This is a genomic window from Streptomyces sp. NPDC050418, from assembly GCF_044458745.1.
Lineage (GTDB): Bacteria > Actinomycetota > Actinomycetes > Streptomycetales > Streptomycetaceae > Streptomyces.
On record NZ_JBITIG010000005.1, the window covers coordinates 364070 to 384207 of the forward strand.

22 protein-coding genes and 1 pseudogene are annotated in these 20138 nt (G+C 70.8%); 13 read left to right on the plus strand and 10 right to left on the minus strand.

Going from position 1 to position 20138, the window contains the following annotated elements; all coding sequences use genetic code 11:
* Positions 1-73: 73 nt before the first annotated feature.
* Entirely contained in the window at positions 74-1243 is a 1170-nt protein-coding gene (locus tag ACIBI4_RS14395; protein ID WP_399204125.1) for a flavin-containing monooxygenase, read from the plus strand.
* Positions 1244-1377: 134 nt separating this feature from the next.
* Positions 1378-2868 carry a flavin monoamine oxidase family protein gene (locus tag ACIBI4_RS14400; protein ID WP_399204126.1) on the plus strand — a complete coding sequence of 497 codons (1491 nt, stop codon included), beginning with the start codon at positions 1378-1380 and terminating at the stop codon, positions 2866-2868.
* Here the strand turns inward: ACIBI4_RS14400 and ACIBI4_RS14405 are convergent.
* Complete coding sequence (locus ACIBI4_RS14405) at positions 2805-3281, minus strand: ATP-binding protein (protein ID WP_399204127.1); 477 nt, start codon at positions 3279-3281, stop codon at positions 2805-2807. The two genes, ACIBI4_RS14400 and ACIBI4_RS14405, sit on opposite strands and share 64 nt — an antisense overlap.
* Before the next feature lie 112 nt (positions 3282-3393).
* On the opposite strand from ACIBI4_RS14405, the gene ACIBI4_RS14410 reads away from it, so the two are divergent.
* Positions 3394-4218 (plus strand): Scr1 family TA system antitoxin-like transcriptional regulator, encoded by an 825-nt coding sequence (locus tag ACIBI4_RS14410; RefSeq protein WP_399204128.1) that lies wholly within the window; start codon positions 3394-3396, stop codon positions 4216-4218.
* Entirely contained in the window at positions 4215-4433 is a 219-nt protein-coding gene (locus ACIBI4_RS14415) for a DUF397 domain-containing protein (protein WP_399204129.1), read from the plus strand. The genes ACIBI4_RS14410 and ACIBI4_RS14415 overlap by 4 nt, the downstream gene beginning before the upstream one ends.
* Before the next feature lie 65 nt (positions 4434-4498).
* Here ACIBI4_RS14415 and ACIBI4_RS14420 read toward each other — a convergent pair whose 3' ends face one another.
* Together ACIBI4_RS14420 and ACIBI4_RS14425 are read right to left on the minus strand one after the other, a co-directional pair.
* Entirely contained in the window at positions 4499-4837 is a 339-nt protein-coding gene (locus ACIBI4_RS14420; RefSeq protein WP_399204130.1) for an XRE family transcriptional regulator, read from the minus strand.
* Entirely contained in the window at positions 4834-5124 is a 291-nt protein-coding gene (locus ACIBI4_RS14425; protein ID WP_399204131.1) for a type II toxin-antitoxin system RelE/ParE family toxin, read from the minus strand. The genes ACIBI4_RS14420 and ACIBI4_RS14425 overlap by 4 nt, the downstream gene beginning before the upstream one ends.
* Before the next feature lie 139 nt (positions 5125-5263).
* Here ACIBI4_RS14425 and ACIBI4_RS14430 point away from each other — a divergent pair.
* A pseudogene (locus ACIBI4_RS14430) lies at positions 5264-5353 on the plus strand (DUF397 domain-containing protein); the annotation flags it as partial.
* Between the two features lie 18 nt (positions 5354-5371).
* Here ACIBI4_RS14430 and ACIBI4_RS14435 read toward each other — a convergent pair.
* Positions 5372-5770: a YybH family protein gene (locus ACIBI4_RS14435; protein WP_399204133.1), complete on the minus strand. Its 399-nt coding sequence runs from the start codon at positions 5768-5770 to the stop codon at positions 5372-5374.
* A 67-nt stretch (positions 5771-5837) separates the two neighbouring features.
* Here ACIBI4_RS14435 and ACIBI4_RS14440 point away from each other — a divergent pair, with 67 nt between their 5' ends.
* The 5 genes from ACIBI4_RS14440 to ACIBI4_RS14460 all read left to right on the plus strand — a co-directional run bounded on the left by ACIBI4_RS14440 (position 5838) and on the right by ACIBI4_RS14460 (position 11069).
* Positions 5838-6266, plus strand: a complete 429-nt coding sequence (locus ACIBI4_RS14440; RefSeq protein WP_399204134.1) for a winged helix-turn-helix transcriptional regulator — start codon at positions 5838-5840, stop codon at positions 6264-6266.
* Positions 6267-6478: 212 nt separating this feature from the next.
* A complete protein-coding gene (locus ACIBI4_RS14445) occupies positions 6479-7018 on the plus strand; it encodes a hypothetical protein (protein WP_399204135.1) in 540 nt (179 codons plus the stop codon).
* Positions 7019-7255: 237 nt separating this feature from the next.
* The gene (locus ACIBI4_RS14450) at positions 7256-9487 is read left to right on the plus strand and encodes an acetate--CoA ligase family protein (protein WP_399204136.1); all 2232 of its coding nucleotides are present in this window, start codon (positions 7256-7258) and stop codon (positions 9485-9487) included.
* Between the two features lie 110 nt (positions 9488-9597).
* On the plus strand, positions 9598-10335 hold the full coding sequence (locus tag ACIBI4_RS14455; RefSeq protein ID WP_399204312.1) for an enoyl-CoA hydratase/isomerase family protein: 738 nt from the start codon (positions 9598-9600) through the stop codon (positions 10333-10335).
* A 140-nt stretch (positions 10336-10475) separates the two neighbouring features.
* A complete protein-coding gene (locus ACIBI4_RS14460; RefSeq protein ID WP_399204313.1) occupies positions 10476-11069 on the plus strand; it encodes a flavin reductase family protein in 594 nt (197 codons plus the stop codon).
* Positions 11070-11108: 39 nt separating this feature from the next.
* Here the strand turns inward: ACIBI4_RS14460 and ACIBI4_RS14465 are convergent, their stop codons facing one another.
* Entirely contained in the window at positions 11109-12146 is a 1038-nt protein-coding gene (locus ACIBI4_RS14465) for a GlxA family transcriptional regulator (RefSeq protein ID WP_399204137.1), read from the minus strand.
* Positions 12147-12217: 71 nt separating this feature from the next.
* Here ACIBI4_RS14465 and ACIBI4_RS14470 point away from each other — a divergent pair, with 71 nt between their 5' ends.
* Complete coding sequence (locus tag ACIBI4_RS14470) at positions 12218-13522, plus strand: MFS transporter (RefSeq protein ID WP_399204138.1); 1305 nt, start codon at positions 12218-12220, stop codon at positions 13520-13522.
* Between the two features lie 23 nt (positions 13523-13545).
* Here the strand turns inward: ACIBI4_RS14470 and ACIBI4_RS14475 are convergent, their stop codons facing one another.
* Positions 13546-13965 (minus strand): DUF4345 domain-containing protein, encoded by a 420-nt coding sequence (locus ACIBI4_RS14475; RefSeq protein ID WP_399204139.1) that lies wholly within the window; start codon positions 13963-13965, stop codon positions 13546-13548.
* Positions 13966-14057: 92 nt separating this feature from the next.
* On the opposite strand from ACIBI4_RS14475, the gene ACIBI4_RS14480 reads away from it, so the two are divergent.
* On the plus strand, positions 14058-14660 hold the full coding sequence (locus ACIBI4_RS14480) for a TetR/AcrR family transcriptional regulator (protein ID WP_399204140.1): 603 nt from the start codon (positions 14058-14060) through the stop codon (positions 14658-14660).
* Positions 14661-14701: 41 nt separating this feature from the next.
* On the opposite strand, the gene ACIBI4_RS14485 is transcribed toward ACIBI4_RS14480, so the two are convergent.
* The 3 genes from ACIBI4_RS14485 to ACIBI4_RS14495 all read right to left on the minus strand — a co-directional run bounded on the left by ACIBI4_RS14485 (position 14702) and on the right by ACIBI4_RS14495 (position 18131).
* A complete protein-coding gene (locus tag ACIBI4_RS14485) occupies positions 14702-15769 on the minus strand; it encodes a Zn-dependent alcohol dehydrogenase (RefSeq protein ID WP_399204141.1) in 1068 nt (355 codons plus the stop codon).
* On the minus strand, positions 15766-17031 hold the full coding sequence (locus ACIBI4_RS14490; protein WP_399204142.1) for an acyl-CoA dehydrogenase family protein: 1266 nt from the start codon (positions 17029-17031) through the stop codon (positions 15766-15768). Before ACIBI4_RS14490 ends, ACIBI4_RS14485 begins: the two co-directional genes overlap by 4 nt.
* A 188-nt stretch (positions 17032-17219) precedes the next feature.
* Complete coding sequence (locus ACIBI4_RS14495; protein ID WP_399204143.1) at positions 17220-18131, minus strand: SDR family NAD(P)-dependent oxidoreductase; 912 nt, start codon at positions 18129-18131, stop codon at positions 17220-17222.
* 101 nt (positions 18132-18232) lie between these two features.
* Between ACIBI4_RS14495 and ACIBI4_RS14500 the strand changes: the two genes are divergently transcribed.
* A complete protein-coding gene (locus tag ACIBI4_RS14500) occupies positions 18233-19159 on the plus strand; it encodes a cyclase family protein (protein ID WP_399204144.1) in 927 nt (308 codons plus the stop codon).
* Between the two features lie 254 nt (positions 19160-19413).
* On the opposite strand, the gene ACIBI4_RS14505 is transcribed toward ACIBI4_RS14500, so the two are convergent.
* On the minus strand, positions 19414-19878 hold the full coding sequence (locus tag ACIBI4_RS14505) for an ATP-binding protein (RefSeq protein ID WP_399204145.1): 465 nt from the start codon (positions 19876-19878) through the stop codon (positions 19414-19416).
* Positions 19879-20138 lie beyond the last annotated feature (260 nt).

The following is a 20138-nucleotide window of genomic DNA, read 5'->3' on the forward strand; positions in this document are numbered from 1 at the left end:
CTGTGATCAATTCGCAACCGGTTTGCTGTTTGACCGCACCCCATCAAGCGGAGCTGTCATTACGCTCGCGCTCATGACCGACGCCTCGCAGACCCAGCCCTCCGGCATAGACCGCACGGAGGACCGCCCTGTCTACGTCGTGGGCGGCGGCCCGGGCGGCCTCGCCACGGCGGCCGCGCTGCGCGCCAAGGGCGTACGGGCCGTGGTCCTGGAGAAGTCGGAGCAGATCGGCGCGTCCTGGCGGCGGCACTACGACCGCCTCCATCTGCACACCACGCGCAAGCTGTCCGGTCTGCCCGGACTGCCCATGCCGCGCCGCTTCGGCCGCTGGGTCTCGCGGGACAACGTCGTCAAATACCTCGAGAAGTACGCGGAGTTCCACGAGCTGGAGATCATCACCGGCGTAGAGATCTCCCGGATCGACCCGGCCCCCGACGGCCGGGGCTGGCTTCTGCACGGCAGCGGCGGCCGCGAGCTGACCGGCTCCGCGGTTGTCATCGCCACCGGCTACAACCACACCCCGCGCCTGCCCGACTGGCCCGGCCTGGCCTCGTACGAGGGCGAGCTGCTGCACGCGAGCGACTACCGCAACGCGAAGCCGTACGCCGGGCGGGACGTCCTGGTCGTCGGCGTCGGCAACACGGGTGCCGAGATCGCCGTGGACCTTGTCGAGGACGGCGCCTCCCGCGTCCGTCTCGCGGTCCGTACCGCCCCGCACATCGTCCGCCGCTCGACCGCGGGCTGGCCCGCCCAGCGCACCGGCATCCTGATCCGCCGCCTCCCGGTCGCCTTCGTCGACCGCCTGGCCCGCCCGATGGCCAAGCTCTCCACCCCGGACCTCTCCGCCCACGGCCTCCCGCGCCCGGACACGGGCCTCTACTCCCGGGTCCGCGAGGGTGCGATCCCGGTCCAGGACGTGGGGCTGATCGACGCGGTCCGCACGGGATCCGTCGAGCCGGTCGCCGCGGTGGAGTCCTTCGAGGACGGCAAGGTGCTCCTCGCGGACGGCACCTCGATCGCACCCGACGTGGTGATCGCGGCGACCGGGTACTCGCGAGGGCTCGACAGCCTCGTCGGTCACCTCGGAATTCTCGACGCCGACGGCCGCCCCACCATTGAGGGCGCCAAGACATCGCCCTCGGCGCCGGGCCTCTACGTGAACGGCTACGTCAACCCGATCTCCGGAATGCTCCGCGAAATCGCGCGGGACGCGGAACGCATCGCGCGCGCCCTGTCCCGCTGAGCACACGGACGCACGGACGCACGGACGCACGGACAGACGCACGGACGCACCCCACAGCACACGGCCCCCGCACCGGCCTCGAACCCGCACCACTGCAAGTGAGTTCATCCCACATGACCTGATGGAGGACGCACGTGGCACGTGAAAGACGGATCAGCCGGCGCGGCATACTTGGCGCCGGAGCAGCCGCAGGAGTGGCCGCGGGCGTGGGGCTCACCACCGCCCCCGCGGCGCGGGCCGCGGATGTCCGGGAGGCCGATGTCGTCGTCATCGGCGGCGGGCTCGCCGGGCTCACCGCGGCCCGGGACCTGAAGAAGGCCGGAAAGAGCGTGCTCGTCCTGGAGGCGCGGGACCGGGTCGGCGGCCGCGTCCTCAATCTGAAGGTCCCCGGGGGCGGCGTCACCGAGGGCGGCGGCGAGTTCATCGGCCCGACGCAGGACCGGATGAAGGCCCTCGCCGACGAGCTCGGCGTCGGCACCTTCCCCACGTACAACGCGGGCAAGAACCTCCTCCGCAAGGACGGCAGGAACACCCCGTACGCCACCGACGGGCTGCTCGGCGCGGTCCCGCCGATCGATGTGGCGGGGCTCGCGAACGCCGCGGCCGTGCAGGCACTGCTCAACGACATGGCCAAGAAGGTTCCGGTGGGCGCCCCGTGGACGGCGCCGAAGGCGGCCGAGTGGGACCAGCAGACGTTCGAGACCTGGCTGAAGCACAACGCGATCGTGCCGTCCGCGAAGTTCCTCTTCGACGTGGCCTGCACCTCGGTCTTCAGCGCCGAACCGCGTGAACTGTCGCTCCTCTTCGTGCTGTTCTACATCGCGGCCGCGGGCAACGAGTCGAACCCCGGCACCTTCGAGCGCCTCACGGAGACCGCGAACGGCGCGCAGGCGATCCGCTTCAAGGGCGGCTCGCAGCTCGTGCCGCTGAAGCTGGCGGAGACGCTCGGCGACAGCGTCGTCCTCGACGCGCCGGTGCGTCGCGTGAGCGAGAGCGGCGGCACGTACACCGTCACCGCGGACGGGGTGACGGCCCGCGCCCGCAAGGTGATCGTGGCCCTCGCGCCCCCGCTGGCGGCCCGGATCGACTTCGACCCGGTGCTCCCTGCCGTCCGCGACCAGCTCTCGCAGCGCCTCCCGATGGGCTCGGTCGGCAAGGCCATCGCGATCTACGAGACCCCGTTCTGGCGCGCCGCAGGTCTCAACGGCCAGGCGCTCAGCGACACGGGCACGGTCCGCTCGACCTTCGACAACTCGCCCGAGGACGGCTCGTACGGCGCGCTCATGGGCTTCATCGAGTCCGACCAGATGCGGGCGATGAACGGGGCGAGCGAGGCCGAGGTGAAGGCAGCGGTCCTCAAGGACTACGCGACGTACTTCGGCGACAAGGCCAAGTCCCCGACGGGCTTCCTGCTCCAGCGCTGGGACAACGAACGCTTCACGCGCGGCGGCCCGGTCGCCTACGCCCCGCCGGGCGTCCTGACGTCCTACGGCCCCGAACTGCGCCGCCCCGTCGGCGGTATCCATTGGGCGGGGACGGAGACGTCCACGTACTGGATGGGTTACATGGACGGTGCGGTCCGGTCGGGCGAGCGGGTGGCGAAGGAGGTTGCGGCGGTGCTCTGAGCGATGCCCGGAGACGGATTCGACTTCCGGTGGAACTCGCACCACACCGTCTTGCCGGGATCCCGCTCTCCCACACCCCACTTCGCGGCCAGCGCCTCCACGATGCGCAGCCCGCGACCGCCCTCGTCAGCGGCGTCGGGAATCCTCGGGATCCCGGCGCCGCTGTCGTGTACCTCGATCCTTAATACGGGGCCGTCGCACCGTAGTTGCAGGAGGAGTCCGCGCCCTGGGGGCACCCCGTGCAGCAGCGCGTTGGTGGCGAGCTCGCTCACGCAGAGCAAGGGGTCGTCGGGGGCGGGCCAGCCCCAGTCGGCGAGGGCTTCGCGGGCGAAGCGCCTGGCGGCGGGGACGGACTGGCGCTCGCGGCGGAGGAACTTCTCGCGTACGTACGGGAGTTGGAGTTCGTCGTTCATGGGACGAAGGTCGCGGAGCGTGACTACCGTGGAACAGTCCGGCCACCCCGACAGATTATCTGTCGGGGTCGGCAGGGGGTCAGCTCACGCTGGGGGTGGGGAATTGGCCATCATGCGTCCCGGGAAGCCCGTGCAGAAGAACGCGTCGACGATGAAAATGGTCGGCCGCCTCGTCGCCCTCTTCCGCCGCGCGATAGACCTCACCCAGCACGAGCTTGCGGACCGGCTCCTCGTGGCCGAGGCGACCATCGCGGCCATCGAACAGGGCCGTCGCCCTCTGCTGCCCGACATGGCGGAGGCCATGGACGGGATCATGGACAGCAAGGGCGCGCTGTCCGTGGCGGTGGCGAACATGCCGGAGATCGACCAGTTCCCGCTCTGGGCCGAGTCGTACATCGAGCACGAGCGTGAGGCGATCGCCCTGTCGTTGTACGCGAATCAGGTGCTGCCCGGCCTGCTGCAGACCGCCGAGTACGCGCGGGCGGTGTTCCGCGAGCGCGTGCCCGCGTACGACGTGGACGAGATCGAGACGAAGGCGGCGGCGCGTGTCGACCGGCAAGGCGTACTGCACAGGCAGATCCCGCCGACGGTCAGCTTCGTCATCTGGGAGCCGGCACTCGGCCTCGCAATCGGCAGCCGCGAGATGCGCCGCGCCCAACTGGAGCACTTGCGCGAGTACGCACAACTTCCGTGCGTGTCACTGCAGTTCTTGCCGTTTGACAGCCCGCATCATGCCGCCCTCGACGGCTCCTTCGTTCTACTGGAAAGTCCGGAGCACCACCACCTGGCCTACACCGAATCGCAGCGTGGCAGCCAGTGGGTCGCCGATCCGGACGAGGTGTCCCTCCTGGAGCGCAGGCATGCGATGCTGCGAGCACAGGCCCTCACCCCACAACACTCCCTGGGCCTCCTGGACCGCCTGCTAGGAGAGCAATGAGCAGCACCGCACTTCACTGGTTCAAGTCGAGCTACAGCGGTAGTGACGGCGGCGAGTGCGTCGAGGTGGCAACCCACCCCACCGCCATCCACATCCGCGACTCCAAGCGCCCCGAGGGCGCCATCCTCACGGTCACCCCGGACACGTGGTCCGCGTTCACGACGTACGCGACGGTCCCACCGCACAGTGGCGGGACCGTCGCGGATCGGGCCTGAGCAGGCCTTCTGAGGCACCCGTCACGCGAAGCGCGCCCCGAGCATCCCCAGTACGGCACCCACGCTCAAGCCACCGTGTACTCCGTGTCCCCGAAGTCCGCCACCACGCGCAGCCGGCCGCCGAGGGCCTCGACGTAGGAGCGCAGGGTCGCCACCTCGGTCCGGTCGATCTCACCGTGCTCGATCGAGGAGACACGCGGGGGCGAGACGCCCATGACTGCGGCCACCTTTCGCTGGGTGAGCGCCTGTTCACGCCGCAGCTCGGCCAGCTGGTACGCACGCACCTCGGCCGCCAGCCGGTCCATCGCGGCCCGCTTCTCCTCGGCGGATCGGACAGGAAGCCCCGCCGCCGTCCGCCGTTCGCGGACTTGCCGCTTGGCTTCCTCCCAGTTCACGCTGCTCATTCGTACTCCCTGGAATCCAGCTCCGCGAGATGGGCCTGGTATCGCTTCTCCGCCAACGGAACATTCTCGTCGTACCAACCCTGCCAGCGCCCCGCCTTGTCGCCTGCGACCAGCAGCACCGCTCTGCGCAACGGGTCGAAGACGAAGAGGATCCGGATCTCCCCACTGCCACATGAGCCCGGACGCAGCTCTTTCATGTGGTGCTGATCGGATCCTTTGATCCGGTCGACAAGGGGTCGGCCCAGTGCAGGCCCGATCGCTGCGAGCATGTCGATGGCATCCTCCACCTGTTCGGCACTGCCCCAGTCCTCGTCAGCGAGCGCTTCACGCCTCCAGGCTTAACGCAAGCGTTAAGCCTGGAGGTCATACCGGGTAATGCACACCCGAACGAGTGATGGACGCCGCAGTGGACAGCGACGACGCCACGGCAGGTGCGTAGAGGTTGCCGCCCACCCTTCGGCCATCCACATCCGCGACTCCAAGCGCCCCGAGGGCGCCATCCTCACGGTCACTCCGGACGGGCTACCGGCCGCCTCAGTCGGCGGTGGGGCCGGTCTCCCGTGTCCCGAAGGGGTTGTCGATGGCGTAGCGCCAGCGCCCGTCGGGGCCCCGGCGGGCCACGTCCGTCGCCGTGCCCTCGACGTGCACGCGCCGGCCGTCGGGCCCGGTCCCGACGAGGGACCAGTCGACGATGAGCAGGGCCAGGTCCCCAGTGCGGTACACGTGCCGGGGGCGGACCTCGATGGGGATGCCGAGCCCCTGCAGCCGACTGTTGGCCGTGCGCACGTCCGGTCCGGTGACCGGGACGCCCGGCTGCGGGACGAGCACGCCGGTGTCCTCGTAGACCTGGGCCAGCGCGGCGGCGTCGAAGGTGTTGAAGCGTGCGGCGAAGACCGCGGGTACGTCCTCGGGGCGTTCGGCCAGTTCTCGCATGACCGTCAGGTGTCCTTCCGTGCCGTGCCGGGACAATGGGCTGTCCCCCACGCTAGGAGGCGCGCTCGTGACTCACCGAACGGTTGGTCACCCATCAGGACCGCCTGCCGGTCCGCCCGGCCACCATCCGGCCAACGGCCCAAGTGGGCCTCCTGGTCTGCCCGATGACCCGCTCGCGCAGGTCACCGCACCGGCCTCCGACTGCCCGGTGGAGATCACGCTGGCCGCGCTGCACGGCCGGTGGACGACGCTGGTGGTCCGCGAAATGCTGCGCGGTGAGCGCTCGTACAGCGAACTGCGGGACGCGCTGCCTGCGTTGTCGGACAAGGTCCTGTCGGACCGCCTGTCACACCTGGTGACGGCGGGCGTCGTCGAACGCGACCGACGCCCGGGCTGGCCCGCCCGCGTCCACTACCGCCTCACCTCGCACGGCCACCGCCTGGGTCCGGTGCTCCAGGCGCTGTGGGACTGGGGCGCGCAGGCCGGGGAAGACTGACCAGCGCCGGATGCGGTTGAGCTCCACGTTGTACCGCACCTCACCCACCGCAACGCCTGCGCTCCTTGAGACGTCCGAGCACGCCGGCCGGCGCGGGGTAGGGATCCGGTCACCTCGGTCCGTACCACTGGTGCGGAGCCGATGGTGCGGCGATCGTGTGACCGATGTCGGTCACACGGGACTCGTGGTGCCGCGCGGAGATGGGGGAACACATGGACTCGAGGGACTTCGTACAACTGGTGGGGCGTCGCGCCGCGCTGCGCTACGTCCTGGCAGGGGTCGCGGCCGCGACCATGGCCGCCTGTTCGGGAGAGGGCTCCACCAGCGTCAAGTCCCAGACTCTGGGCGCGTTCCTGAAGGGCAGCTGGAAGTTCGAGGCCGAGGACTCCGCTGGGGTCCGGATCGACGTCGCCGAGGGCGGGTCCTGGATGGTCACCGGCGGGGAAGCGGACGCGCCGTGGACGACCGAGGGCACCTGGTCGCTCGACGGCGGACGCCTCACTGTGGAGCTGACGGAGGAGGAGCGCGCGCCTTACGTGGTCCAGGAGGTGCCCGACAAGGTCGAGAAGACGCTCAAGGGCAGCTACGCCCTGTCCGGGGGCCTGATCGACGACGGCGGGCAGGAGGAGGGACTCTCGAAGCTCGAGATCAGCGGCAGCAAGGACAAGATGGTCCTGACGTTCGCCGGGAACGACGGCGGCGAGGAGCAGGTGGCCACCTGCACGAGGGTGGAGTCCCCCGAAGCGCCCTGAGCGTCCGCCCGGATCATGCCGTACGAGGAGGTCCGAGGTCCGCCGGGATCACGCCGCGTGAGGAGGTCTGACCACGGTCCGGGACGGCAACGGACCCACAACCCGCCACGATCCCGTGCCCTTCCGGTCCAGATTCCTCTGCAGACCTGTTCCTGACGGGCCGTCAGTTCAGTAATCTGACTACGCGTCAGTTCTATTGGTCGTGTCAGGACGTAACTCAGGAGGCGGGCGTCAGCGATGCTTGGATCGACTCACGGCACCCTCACCACCGACTCCCGCCCGGCCCGTGTGGTGGCCTGCGGCGAGCGCCCCACCCCGGCGGTGCACAGTGTCGCGGGCCCTCCCGGGGCCAGTGACCTCGATGTCAGCGGGCGGCCGCTGCACGCGGACGTGCCCGACCTCGACAAGTTCTTCCGGCCCGAGTCCGTCGCGGTGATCGGCGCCTCCGACGCCGAGGGCCGGCCCAACACCGGGATCACCAAGCAGCTGATCGCCTGGGCGGAGCGCGTCGGTGCGCGGCTGCACCCCGTGCACCCGACCCGCGAGTCCGTGTTCGGGATACCCTGCGCCGCCTCCGTACGCGATCTGCCCGAGACCGTGGATCTCGCGGTGCTCCTGGTCGGCGATCCGCTGCCCGTGATCGAGGAACTGGCCGAGTCGAAGGTCAGGTTCGCTGTCGCGTTCGCGTCCGGATTCGCCGAGACCGGCGAGGAGGGCGCGCTCGCGCAGACGCGGCTCACCGCCGCCGTCGAGCGCTCCGGGCTGCGGCTGCTCGGGCCGAACACCAACCTCAACGCGTTCGAGAAGTTCCGCGACGACCTCGACGGTCCCGCCATCGCCTTGATCACCCAGTCCGGCCACCAGGGCCGCCCGGTGTTCGCGATGCAGGAGATCGGCGTACGGCTCTCGCACTGGGCGCCGACCGGCAACGAGGCGGATCTGGAGACCTCGGACTTCCTGTCGTACTTCGCCGAGCAGCCCGAGGTGGGGGCTATCGCCTGCTACATCGAGGGGCTGAAGGACGGGCGGTCCTTCCTGCTCGCCGCCGACCGCGCGGCCCAGCGCGGGGTGCCGGTCGTCGCGGTGAAGGTCGGCCGCACGGAAGCCGGGGCGAAGATGGCCGCCTCGCACACCGGGAAGCTGACCGGCGCGGACGATGTCGTGGACGCGGCGATGCGGCAGTTCGGGGTGATACGGGTCGACGGACTCGATGAACTCCAGGACGTGTCCGCCCTGTTGGCGCGGGCACGGAAGCCGCAGGCCGACGGGGTGGTCGTCTACTCGATCTCCGGCGGCACGGGCGCCCACTTCTCCGACCTCGCGACCGAGGCGGGCCTCCACCTCCCGGCCCTCTCGCAGGCCAAGCAGGACGAGCTGCACGAGTGGATCCCCTCGTATCTCAACGTCGCCAATCCCGTGGACAACGGCGGTCATCCGGTCGGCGACTGGCGCGGGCGGAAGATCATCGACGCGATCCTCGCCGACCCGTCCGTCGGCGTCCTGATCTGCCCGATCACCGGCCCCTTCCCGCCCATGAGCGACAAGCTCGCGCAGGACCTGGTGGACGCGGCCGAGCAGACGGACAAGCTGATCTGCGTCGTCTGGGGCTCCCCGGTCGGTACGGAGGAGGCGTACCGCACGACGCTGCTCGGCTCCTCGCGCGTGGCGACGTTCCGTACGTTCTCGAACTGCATCACGGCGGTCCGGGCCTACCTCGACCACCACAAGTTCACCGACGGCTACCGCTCGCCCTTCGACGAGGCGCCGCGCACCCCGTCCCCGTCGTTCCGCAAGGCGCAGGCGCTGATGCGCCCGGGCCAGCAGCTCAGCGAGCACTCGGCGAAGCAGCTGCTGCGCGCGTACGGGATCCGGGTGCCACGCGAGCAACTGGTGACGAGCGCCGCCGCGGCGGTGCGGGCGGCGGGCCTCGTCGGCTACCCGGTCGTCATGAAGGCGTCGGGCGCACAGCTCGCCCACAAGACCGAACTCGGTCTGGTCAAGGTCGGATTGACGTCCGCCTCGCAGGTGCGGGACGCGTACCGCGAGCTGACGGACATCGCGCGCTACGAGGGGATCAAGCTCGACGGGATCCTCGTCTGCCAGATGGTCGAGAAGGGTGTCGAGATGGTCGTCGGCGTCACCCATGACTCGCTCTTCGGGCCGACGGTGACGGTCGGGCTCGGCGGCGTGCTCGTCGAGGTCCTGCGGGACGCCGCGGTCGCCGTACCACCGTTCACGGAGGATCACGCCCGCGCGATGCTCTCCCAACTACGGGGTGCGGCTCTGCTGGAGGGCGTACGGGGTGGGCCGCCCGTTGACGTCGACGCGCTGGTGGAGGTGGTCCTCCGGGTCCAGCGCATGGCACTGGAACTCGGCGACGAACTCGCCGAACTGGACATCAACCCGCTGATGGTGCTGCCGCGCGGGCAGGGCGCGGTGGCGCTGGACGCGCTGGCCGTGTGCCGCTGAGAACATCACGTACGCCGAGGAAAGGCAGCTCTGTGCCCGAGGACCAGCAGGACGTACTCCACAGCCTGGAGAACGGCGTCTCCTGGATCACGCTCAACCGCCCCGAGGCGATGAACGCCGTCACCTGGGACCAGCGCGAGCGGATCATGACGCTGCTCGCGACGGCCTCCTCCGACCCGTCCGTACGGGCCGTGGTGATCACCGCGACCGGCAAGGGCTTCTGCGCGGGCGCGGACCTGCGCGGCTCCCCGGACACGGGCTCCGGCTCCGGCTCCGCGGAGCGGGTGGCGGGCGACGTGGCCCGGATGATCCGGCAGGGCGCGCAGCGTTTCATCGCCTCGGTCATGGACTGCGAGAAGCCGGTGATCGCGGCGGTGAACGGGACGGCCGCGGGCATCGGCGCGCACCTGGCGTTCGCGTGCGATCTGGTGCTCGCCGCGGACTCGGCGAAGTTCATCGAGGTCTTCGCCCGTCGCGGCCTGGTCCCCGACGGCGGCGGCGCGTATCTCCTGCCCCGTCTCATCGGCCCGCAGCGCGCCAAGGAGCTGATGTTCTTCGGCGACTCGGTGCCGGCGGCCGAGGCGGAACGGCTGGGGCTGGTCAACCGGGTCGTCCCCGCGGCCGACCTGGAGAAGACGGCCCGCGAATGGGCCGAACGCCTCGCGCAGGGCCCGACCCGCGCCCTGGCCCTGACGAAGCAACTGGTGAACGCCTCCCTGGACTCGGACCGCGCGACAGCTTTCGCGGCGGAGGCCACGGCCCAGGAGATCAACATGACGACCCGCGACGCGAACGAAGGCGTGGCGAGCTTCGTGGAGCGGCGGTCGGCGTCGTACGAAGGGCGCTAGCCGGACCGTCCCGCCGGGCCCGGGCGCGCCTCGCGCGCCCGGGCCCGAATGGCTCCGTAAAGGCTTTATGAACCCCCGTCCACCCCTTCCAATCTGACACCCCGTCAGCTTCAATGACGGACGTGATGGGACACGCAGGGATGGCGGCCACCACCATCCGATACCTCAGGTCAACCGGCGCGCTTCCCGACGCCGAACCCGTCGAGGCGCTTCCCCGCCCCGACCTACGCGCCGTGCGCGAGGACGAGCGGCTGCCGCTCGATCCGGCCGAATTCCGGCGCGTGCTCGGGCACTTCGCCTCCGGCGTCACGGTGATCACGGCCACGACCCCGGACGGCACCCCGGCAGGCTTCGCCTGCCAGTCGTTCGCCTCGCTCTCGCTCGACCCGCCGCTGATCGCTTTCATGGTCGCGCGCACCTCGACGACCTGGCCGCGGATCGCCGAGGCGGGCTCGTTCTGCGTGAACATCCTGGGCGCCGACCAGGGCGAACTCTGCCGCGGCTTCGCGGTGAGCGGCGCGGACAAGTTCGCGGGCGTCGGCTTCGACGCCGCCCCCGTCTCGGGCGCCCCGCGCCTCGACGGCGCCCCGGCCTGGCTCGACTGCACGATCCACGCGGTCCACACGGGCGGCGACCATCTGATCGTGGTCGGCCGCGTCAACGCCCTGGACGCCTCGGACGACGGTGAGCCGCTGCTCTTCCATCAAGGGAAGTTCGGGCAGTTCGTGCGGTAGGGCGAAAGACGAGGGGCGAGGGGCGAGGGGCCCGCAGGGTCAACTCGCGAGCAACGGCCGCGGATTGTCCGCCCGGAACGTCCGGCGGTACGCGGTCGGGGTGACCCCCAGCGCTCCCATGAGGTGCTGCCGCAGCGACTGAGGCGTGCCGAAGCCGGCGTCCCTGGCGATCTGGTCGATCGTGAGGGCGCTGGATTCCAGGAGGTGGCAGGCACGTTCGATGCGTCGGCGGGCGAGCCACTGGCCGGGGCTCACGCCCACCTCGTCGCGGAAGCGGCGGGTGAAGGTGCGGACGGACATCGACTGCTGTGCGGCCATGTCGCGGAGCTGGATCGGCTCGTGCAGCCGCGCGAGCGCCCAGGCGCGGGCCGTGCCGGTGGTGGCGGTGGACGGTTCGGGGACGGGACGCTGGATGAACTGCGCCTGGCCGCCGTCGCGGTGCGGCGGTACGACGGTGCGGCGGGCCACCTCGTTGGCGATGGCCGTGCCGTGGTCGCGGCGCACGATGTGCAGACAGAGGTCGATGCCGGCCGCGACGCCCGCGGAGGTCAGGACGTCGCCGTCGTCGACGAAGAGGACGTCCGCGTCGACGGCGACCTGCGGGAAGAGCGACTGGAAGTGGTCCGAGTGCCACCAGTGGGTGGTGGCGGGCCGTCCGTCCAGGTAGCCCGCGGCGGCGAGGACGTAGCCGCCGGTGCAGATCGCCACGAGCCGGGTGCCGGGGCGGATACGGCCGAGCGCGGCGGCCAGTCCGGGCGTGAGCCGCCCCTCCTCGTACACCGGCCCGAGCTCGTACGAGGCCGGGACGACGACCGTGTCCGCGGTGGCCAGCGCCTCGGGGCCGTGCTCGACCTGGATGGCGAAGTCCGCGTCGGTCCGTACGGGGCCGGGCGGGCGGATCGAGCAGGTGATGACCTCGTACAGGGGCGCACCGCCCGGGCCGACGGGGCGGCCGAAGATGCGGTGCGGGATACCCAGCTCGAACGGGAGCAGGCCGTCGAGGGCGAGGACCACGACGCGGTGGCGGCGAGGAGCGGGCTCGGCTGCGGCCGGTTCACGGACGGTCATACCGGTCATGGCCCGATCCTATCGAATGCTGGCCTTCAGGCCACTCGATGCGGGTGACGGGCCACGGTCAGGATGATCCCGTGAGCCAGACAACCGATACCGCAGCCACGGGGACAACGGCCCCCGCCCCGCGCACCCCCCGTATCCACCGCGCCTGGTGGGTCGCCGCCGTCGCCTTCGTGACGATCCTGGGCGCCGCCGCCTTCCGTTCGCTCCCCGGTCTGCTCTTCGGGCCGCTGGAGGAGGACTTCGGCTGGTCGCGCGGCACGATCGGCTTCGCGGTCTCGTTGAACCTCGCGCTGTACGGACTCACCGCACCGTTCGCCGCGGCCCTGATGGACCGCTTCGGCATCCGCAAGGTCGTGGCCGTCGCCCTCACGATGATCGCCGTCGGCGCGGGTCTGACCGTGTGGATGACCAGCTCGTTCCAGCTGATGCTCTACTGGGGCCTCCTCGTCGGCCTCGGCTCGGGTTCGATGGCGCTCGCCTTCGCCGCGACCGTCACCAACCGCTGGTTCACCGAGCGCCGCGGCCTCGTCACCGGCCTGCTCACCGCCGCGAGCGCCTCCGGCCAGCTGATCTTCCTGCCGCTGCTCGCGTGGATGGTGAAGGACGGCGAATGGGAGCCCGCGTCGGTGACGGTCGCGCTGGCCGCCCTCGCCGTCGTCCCGTTCGTCTGGCTGCTGCTGCGCGACCACCCCGCGGACGTGGGCCTCGCGCCGTACGGCTCCAAGGAGTTCGTGCCGAAGCCCCCGCCGGTCCAGGGCGCGGCCCGCCGCACGCTCGGCGTGCTCGCCAAGGCCGCCCGCACCGGCCCGTTCTGGCTGCTCGCCGGCACCTTCGCGATCTGCGGCGCCTCGACGAACGGCCTGATCCAGACCCACTTCGTACCCGCCGCCCACGACCACGGCATGCCGGTACCGGCCGCCGCCTCGCTGCTCGCCGTGATCGGTGTCTTCGACATCCTCGGCACGATCTTCTCGGGCTGGCTCACCGACCGCTTCGACTCCCGCCACCTCCTCGCCGTCTACTACGCGCTGCGCGGCATCTCGCTGCTCTTCCTGCCGATGCTGCTCGCGGACTCCGTCCAGCCGCCGATGATCTTCTTCATCGTCTTCTACGGCCTGGACTGGGTGGCCACCGTCCCGCCCACGCTCGCCCTGTGCCGCGAGCACTACGGCGAGGACTCGGCGATCGTCTTCGGCTGGGTCCTGGCCTCGCACCAGGTGGGCGCGGCGATCGTCGCCTTCCTCGGCGGGGTGGCCCGCGACACCTTCGGCTCGTACGACGTCGTCTGGTACGCGTCCGGGGCACTGTGCGCGGCGGCGGCGATGATGGCCGTGGTGATCCGGAAGGGGCGGACGGAGGTGGTGAAGGCGGCGTGAGCCGCGCTCACGGCCTCCAGGGATCAGCGGCCGGCGGCCGCGACGGGTCGTCCCACCCCTTCCCGTACCGCCTTCTCCTCCGCGTCCGCCAGCCAGAAGTACACCGGCGGCAGCCCGAGTTCGAGCACGGTCAGGGCGATCTGGAAGCCGTGCGGCCCTCCGGCGACGGCGAGCGAGAGCAGCCGGGCGAGGCCGCCCAGGAGGAAGACCCCGGCCAGCCACCGCACGATCTGCGCGGGAATCGGGTGCTGCCGCGCGGCCCACAGCCACGCGAGCCCGTACCCGGCGAAGGCCGCGCCCATGAAGCGGCCCCAGCTGTCGACCGTGGCGCCGGCGTCGGTGGCTCCGGGGAGTGCCGCGTTGCCGAGCAGCACGTGCAGCAGGCCGATCGCCACACAGGCCCAGCCCATGAGAAGTGTGAGTGCGCGCAGAGCCCTGGCCATGACGGCCTCCCAGCGAGTCGGTCTTAGTGGACGTGTGTCTACTAAGACCAGACTGGGCGCACTAGTAGACGCATGTCAACTAGAATCGGAGCGTGCCTCCCCGCCAGCGCCTCAACCCGGCCGACCGCCGCGCCCAGCTCCTCGCCGTCGGCGCGCGCCTCTTCGCCGCGCACCCGTACGACTCCGTCCTGATGGAGGAGGTCGCCGAACAGGCGGGGGTCTCGCGGGCCCTGCTCTACCGCCACTTCCCCAGCAAGCACGCGCTGTTCGCGGCCGTCTACCAGGAGGCCGCGGACCGCCTGCTCGCGGACACCCGCTTCGACCCGGCCGACTCCCTGGTCGAGCAGCTCACCCAGGGCATGGACGTCCACCTCGACTACTTCATCGCGAACCGCAACGCCGTCCTCGCCGCGAACCGGGTCCTCGCCGGCGACCCCGTCATCCAGACGATCATGACGAACGAGCTCGACGCGCTGCGGACACGGCTCCTGGCCGTACTGCCCCTCACGGACCCGGCCCTGCGCGAGGCCGTGTCGGGCGTCCTGAAGAGCTGGCTGGTCTTCGTACAGGTCCTGGTCGTCGACTGGCTCACCCACGAGACCTGCACCCGCACCACTCTGCGCGACGTCTGCGTCGGCGCGGCGATCGGCGCCCTGCGCCCGCTGCTCGCGGAGGACCCCGCTCCGGAGTGGTGACCGCCCGGGCGGACGGTCACGTCCCGTAGCCCCGGGCGCCCTCAGAACGTGAGAACCCCGCGCGCCACCCGCCCCCCATGCAGATCGTCGACGGCCTTCGCGAAGTCCTCGACCGGATACGTGGCCGTCACCAGCTCGTCGAGCAGCAGCCGCCCCTGCTGGTACAGGGACGCGTAGAGCGGGATGTCGCGCTGCGGGCGGGAGGAGCCGTAGCGGCAGCCCAGGATCGACTTGTCCAGGAACATCGCGGCGGGCAGGAACGAGGCTTCGACCTTCGCGCCGGTCATGCCGAGCAGGATCGCCTGACCGTGGCGGTCGAGGAGGTCGACGGCCTGGCGGATGAGGGCCGGGTTGCCGACGCACTCGAAGACGTGGTCGGCGCCGGTGGGCAGCAGCTCCTTCACGGCCGCGCCCGTGTCGTCGACCGCCGAGGCGTCGATGAAGTGCGTGGCGCCGAACTGCCGGGCCGCGGCCTCCTTCGCGGGGTTCGCGTCCACGGCGACGATCGTCGTCGCGCCCGCGATCCGCGCGCCCTGCAGCACGTTGAGCCCGATGCCGCCCGCGCCGATCACGACGACCGAGTCACCGCGGTCCACACGCGCCCGGTTGAGGACGGCGCCGACGCCGGTGAGCACCCCGCAGCCGATCAGCGCGGCGGACGTCAGCGGGATCTCCTTGGGGATCTTCACCGCCTGGACGGCCTTGACGACGGTCCGCTCGGCGAACGACGAGTTGGAGGCGAACTGGAAGAGCGGGTTGCCCGAGCGCGAGAACGGCTGCTTCGGCATCCCGATCGCCTTGCGGCACATGGTCGGCCGGCCGCGGTCGCAGTCCGCGCAGGCACCGCAGCTGGCGAGCGTCGACAGCGAGACATGGTCACCGGGGGCGACATGCCCGACGCCCGCGCCCACCGCTTCCACCACGCCCGCGCCCTCGTGCCCGAGCACCACCGGCACCGGGAACGGGATCGTCCCGTCCACCACGGACAGGTCGCTGTGGCAGAGCCCGGCCGCGGCGATGGCGACGAGGACCTCCCCCGGCCCCGGATCCCGTATCTCCAGGTCGTCGACCACCTGGGTCTGCTTGCCGTCGAAGATGACGCCCCTCATCGGTCCCCTCCTTGGGATCCCTGTGCCCCTTGCGCCCGCTGCGGGCCCTTGGGTTCCTTGGGCAGCCCGAGCACGCGCTCGGCGATGATGCCCCGCTGAATCTCGTCCGAGCCGCCGTAGATGGTGTCGGCACGGGTGAACAGGAACAGCCGCTGCAGCGCGTCGAGTTCGTACGGGCGCTGCTCGCTCCAGTCGTACGGGCCGATCGTGGCGAGCGTGCCGCGCACCTGCATCGCCAGCTCGCCCAGGCGCTGGTGCCAGCCGCCCCAGAGCAGTTTGGCGACGCTCGGGGCGCCCTGGTCGGACGTACCTCCGAGGGTCCTGAGCGCGTTCCAGCGCATGGTCCGCAGCTCGGCCCACTGCCGTACGAGACGGTCGCGGAGCACGGGATCCCGGTCGGCCGCGCCGCTCGCGGCGGCCTCCTTCAGGACGCGCCCCAGCTCCTCGGCGAAGCCGATCTGCTGCACGAGCGTGGACACGCCGCGCTCGAACGCGAGCAGCCCCATGGCGACCTGCCAGCCGTTGCCTTCGCCGCCGACGACGTGCGCGGCGCTCGCCACCGCCCCGTCGAAGAACACCTCGTTGAACTCGCTCGTCCCCGTGAGCTGCTGGATCGGCCGGACCTCGATCCGGCCCGGCTGGTCCATGGGCACGAGCAGGAAACTGATGCCCTGGTGCCGCTTCGAGCCTGCCTCGGTGCGGGCGAGGACGAAGCACCAGTCGGCGTCGTGGGCGAGGGACGTCCAGATCTTCTGGCCACTGACGCGGTACGTGTCCCCGTCCCGTACGGCGGCCGTTCTGATCCCCGCGAGATCCGAGCCCGCGCCGGGTTCGCTGTACCCCTGGCACCAGAACTGCTCCCCGCGCGCGATGCCCGGCAGGAACTCCTGCTTCTGCTCGTCACTGCCGTACGCGAGGAGGGTCGGGGCGAGGAGGTTCTCGCCGATGTGGCCGTAGCGGGCGGGGGCCTCGGCGCGGGCGAACTCCTCGGCCCAGATCACCTGTTGGGTGAGGGTGGCGGTGCGGTTGCCGTACTCACCCTTGCCCGTGAACGTACCGGGGCCCGTCTCCCACCCGATCCCGATCCACCCGCCGCCTCCGAGCTCCCGCTCCCAGGCGCGCCTTACGTCTCCGCCCTCGTGCTCACTCCCGGGGCCGCCCCGGCCCTTCGCCTGGGCGAAGTCCCCGACGAGGTGCTCTCGCAGCCAGGCGCGTGCCTCGGCTCGAAACGCCTCGCCTTCAGCTCCGAACTCGAAGTCCACGTCTGCCTCCGTTCAGCCCTTTTGATTTCCCCCACCCCGCCCTTTCACCGTTTCCCGGGGCTGCGCCCCGGACCCCGATGCGACCTTCGGTCGCAGGCCTCAAACGCCGGCCGGGCTGAAGTTGCCGGTCTGGGGAAGAAAGCCCGCCGCAGGCGCAACGGCGAGCACCCCCAACCCACCCGAACACCTCACGCGTTGGGCCGCTCCTTCGCCGCCGCCGCCTTCGCCATCGCCTCCAGCTGCGCCAGCATCGGCATCGGATCCGTCCCCACCGTCCCCGGCAGGAAGTCCGCGATCCGCTCCGGCGTCCACGCCCCGTCCGCGTACCCCGCCCGCAGCTCCCGCGGCTGGGCCCACACCGCGATCTTCGGCCCGGCGATCGTGTACACCTGCCCGGTGATCTTCTCCTCGCGGGCCCGCTCCGACAGGAGGTAGACGACGAGGGCCGCCACGTCCTCCGGGGAGCCGATCTCCTTGAGCTCCATCGGCACGTTCGCCGACATCCGCGTACGGGCCACGGGAGCGACCGCGTTCGCCGTCACCCCGTACTTGTTCAGACCGAGCGCCGCCGACCGTACGAGCGAGATGATCCCGCCCTTCGCGGCCGAGTAGTTGGCCTGGGCGACCGAGCCCTGGTGGTTGCCGGACGTGAAGCCGATCAGCGTGCCCGTGCCCTGCTTCCGCATGACCGCGGACGCCGCCTTGAACACCGTGAACGTGCCCTTGAGGTGCGTGGCGACCACCGGGTCCCACTCCTCCTCGGACATGTTGAAGAGCATCCGCTCGCGCAGGATCCCGGCGACGCAGACGACACCGTCGATACGCCCGTACTCCCGCAGCGCGGTGTCCACGATGCGCTGGCCACCGGCCATCGTCGAGATGTCGTCGGCGACCGCGACGGCCGAGCCGCCCGCCGCCTCGATCTCCTTGACGACCTGCTCGGCGACCTCCGAGGATGGCTCGCCGCCCTCGATCGAGACTCCGTAGTCGTTGACCACGACCTTGGCTCCCTCGGCGGCGGCCGCGAGCGCGACCGCACGGCCGATGCCCCGGCCTGCGCCGGTCACTGCCACGACCTTGCCGGCCAAGAAGTTCCCCACGTCGTGCCCCTTCCCGCGGTTTCTGACGGACCGTTAGATTCTAGAGGGCACGGGATACGCGAGCACAAGCCCCAGCAGGCAATGGAGTTGAGGAGAACGCAATGGGTCTGCCCCCCGAGTTCCACGACATCGCCAAGCGCGTCAACAACTGGGGACGCTGGGGCGCCGATGACGAAGCGGGCACGCTGAACCTGATCACCGACGAGGTGGTGAAGGCCGCGGCGGCCGGGATCCGTACGGGCCGGCGCATACCGCTCGCCCTGGATCTCCAGGACAACGGCGTCCAGACGGGCATGATCCCGGGCCGGGTCAACCCGATGCACACGATGGTGATGCTCAACTTCGAGATGTTCGGCCCGGGCACGGTCGCGACCAGCGACGACGCCGTCACCATGGGCCTGCAGTGCGCGACGCACTGGGACGCCCTCACGCACGTCTCGCACTCGGGGAAGATCTACAACGGCCGCCCGGCGGACTCGATCACGGCTCACGGCGGCGCCGCGTTCAGCGGCATCGACAAGGCCAAGCACGTGGTCTCACGCGGCGTCCTGCTCGACGTCGCCGCCGCGAAGGGCCTCGACCGGCTGCCCGGCGATCACGCGGTGACGCCCGAGGACCTGGCGGAGGCCGAGGAGTTCGGCAAGGTGAAGGTGCGCGCGGGCGATGTGGTGCTCGTCCGCACCGGCCAGATGCAGCTGTACCTGCAGAGCGACAAGCACGGGTACGCGACCCCCTCGCCCGGCCTCTCCATCCGTACGCCCGAGTGGTTCCACGCCCGCGACGTCGCGGCGGTCGCGAACGACACGATGGTCTTCGAGATCTTCCCGCCGGAGATCGAGAACCTCTGGCTGGGCGTGCACGGTCTGCACCTGGTCGAGATGGGCATGATGCAGGGCCAGAACTGGAACCTGGAAGAACTGTCCACAGCCTGTGCACAGGAGCGGCGCTACGCGTTCCTGCTCTCCGCGATGCCCGAGCCGTTCGTCGGCGGCACCGGCACCCCCGTCGCCCCGGTCGCGGTTCTCTGACCGCCGCAACACCCGGGATATTCCTCGTAACACGGGATCAATGACCCACGAGGTGTTGACGTGACGTGATGGCCTGATCACGCTGATGGGTGGCGATTCGTCGCGAGGGGACGTCGAGGGCGTGGATACGGGCGGCTTCGACCTCGGCGAGTGCGAGTCGTACGTTCGGCGTCAGCCCTCAGGGCCAGTAGGGCAATTCACTGAACGCCGGATCCGGTCGGTGGGGCGCTCCCGCACTCGGTGCGGGGAGCGCCTCACCGCATCAGCAACGAGTCGTCGTACGCGGGCGATACCGGACCGGACGCGAGCGGCACCGACCCCCGGTCCACCTCGCACCAGATCCGCTTCCCGCCGGTGGACTCCGTCTGCCAGCCCCATCGGTCCGCGAGCCCGTCGACGAGCGCGAGCCCGCGGCCGTTGGTGTCGTCCCCGTCCGCGGCCCGTGGCTGAGGCGCGCAGGAGGACGAGTCGTCGACTTCGACGCGGACGGTCCCCGAAGGGTCGGGCACGCCGGGCAGGAGCATGCGCAGCACGGCCGGACAGCCCGTGTGCACCACGGCGTTGGTGACCAGTTCGGAGATGAGCAGCACCAGCGTCTCGGCGACCGGCTCATCGGCCGCTATGCCGCAGACGGCAAGCCGCGACCTGGCCCACCTGCGGGCGCGCCCCACCTCGGCGGGGTCGGCCCCGACCTCCATCTGAACCTGAAGCACCTGCACCGCTCACACCATCCGAATCCGGCGGGACCGCTGGGGTACTGCCTCGTGCCACGACAGAGTCACGGAACGTGATCCCCGTACGGGACAGCATGGTTGACGTACAGTCACCCCAACAAGCGCTTCGGGCATATTCCAGCGCGAAGGAGTACGCATACGGCATACTGTGCGACGCGCGCTCGGGGGGCTCGGACTGTCCGGCGCGTGACAGCGTCGGCCAGGGCGGGCGGGGCGTGTTCCGGCCCCCGGCGCCACCGCTGAGG

Excerpts from the sequence above, each read along its gene's own strand:
- ACIBI4_RS14485 (WP_399204141.1), bottom strand. The coding sequence starts at position 15,769 with ATGAGGGGCGTCATCTTCGACGGCAAGCAGACCCAGGTGGTCGACGAC.
- ACIBI4_RS14410 (WP_399204128.1), top strand. The coding sequence starts at position 3,394 with ATGCGTCCCGGGAAGCCCGTGCAGAAGAACGCGTCGACGATGAAAATG.
- ACIBI4_RS14435 (WP_399204133.1), bottom strand. The coding sequence starts at position 5,770 with ATGCGAGAACTGGCCGAACGCCCCGAGGACGTACCCGCGGTCTTCGCC.
- ACIBI4_RS14405 (WP_399204127.1), bottom strand. The coding sequence starts at position 3,281 with ATGAACGACGAACTCCAACTCCCGTACGTACGCGAGAAGTTCCTCCGC.
- ACIBI4_RS14445 (WP_399204135.1), top strand. The coding sequence starts at position 6,479 with ATGGACTCGAGGGACTTCGTACAACTGGTGGGGCGTCGCGCCGCGCTG.
- ACIBI4_RS14420 (WP_399204130.1), bottom strand. The coding sequence starts at position 4,837 with ATGAGCAGCGTGAACTGGGAGGAAGCCAAGCGGCAAGTCCGCGAACGG.
- ACIBI4_RS14500 (WP_399204144.1), top strand. The coding sequence starts at position 18,233 with ATGGGTCTGCCCCCCGAGTTCCACGACATCGCCAAGCGCGTCAACAAC.
- ACIBI4_RS14450 (WP_399204136.1), top strand. The coding sequence starts at position 7,256 with ATGCTTGGATCGACTCACGGCACCCTCACCACCGACTCCCGCCCGGCC.
- ACIBI4_RS14395 (WP_399204125.1), top strand. The coding sequence starts at position 74 with ATGACCGACGCCTCGCAGACCCAGCCCTCCGGCATAGACCGCACGGAG.
- ACIBI4_RS14460 (WP_399204313.1), top strand. The coding sequence starts at position 10,476 with ATGGCGGCCACCACCATCCGATACCTCAGGTCAACCGGCGCGCTTCCC.
- ACIBI4_RS14455 (WP_399204312.1), top strand. The coding sequence starts at position 9,598 with ATGAACGCCGTCACCTGGGACCAGCGCGAGCGGATCATGACGCTGCTC.
- ACIBI4_RS14415 (WP_399204129.1), top strand. The coding sequence starts at position 4,215 with ATGAGCAGCACCGCACTTCACTGGTTCAAGTCGAGCTACAGCGGTAGT.
- ACIBI4_RS14475 (WP_399204139.1), bottom strand. The coding sequence starts at position 13,965 with ATGGCCAGGGCTCTGCGCGCACTCACACTTCTCATGGGCTGGGCCTGT.
- ACIBI4_RS14465 (WP_399204137.1), bottom strand. The coding sequence starts at position 12,146 with ATGACCGGTATGACCGTCCGTGAACCGGCCGCAGCCGAGCCCGCTCCT.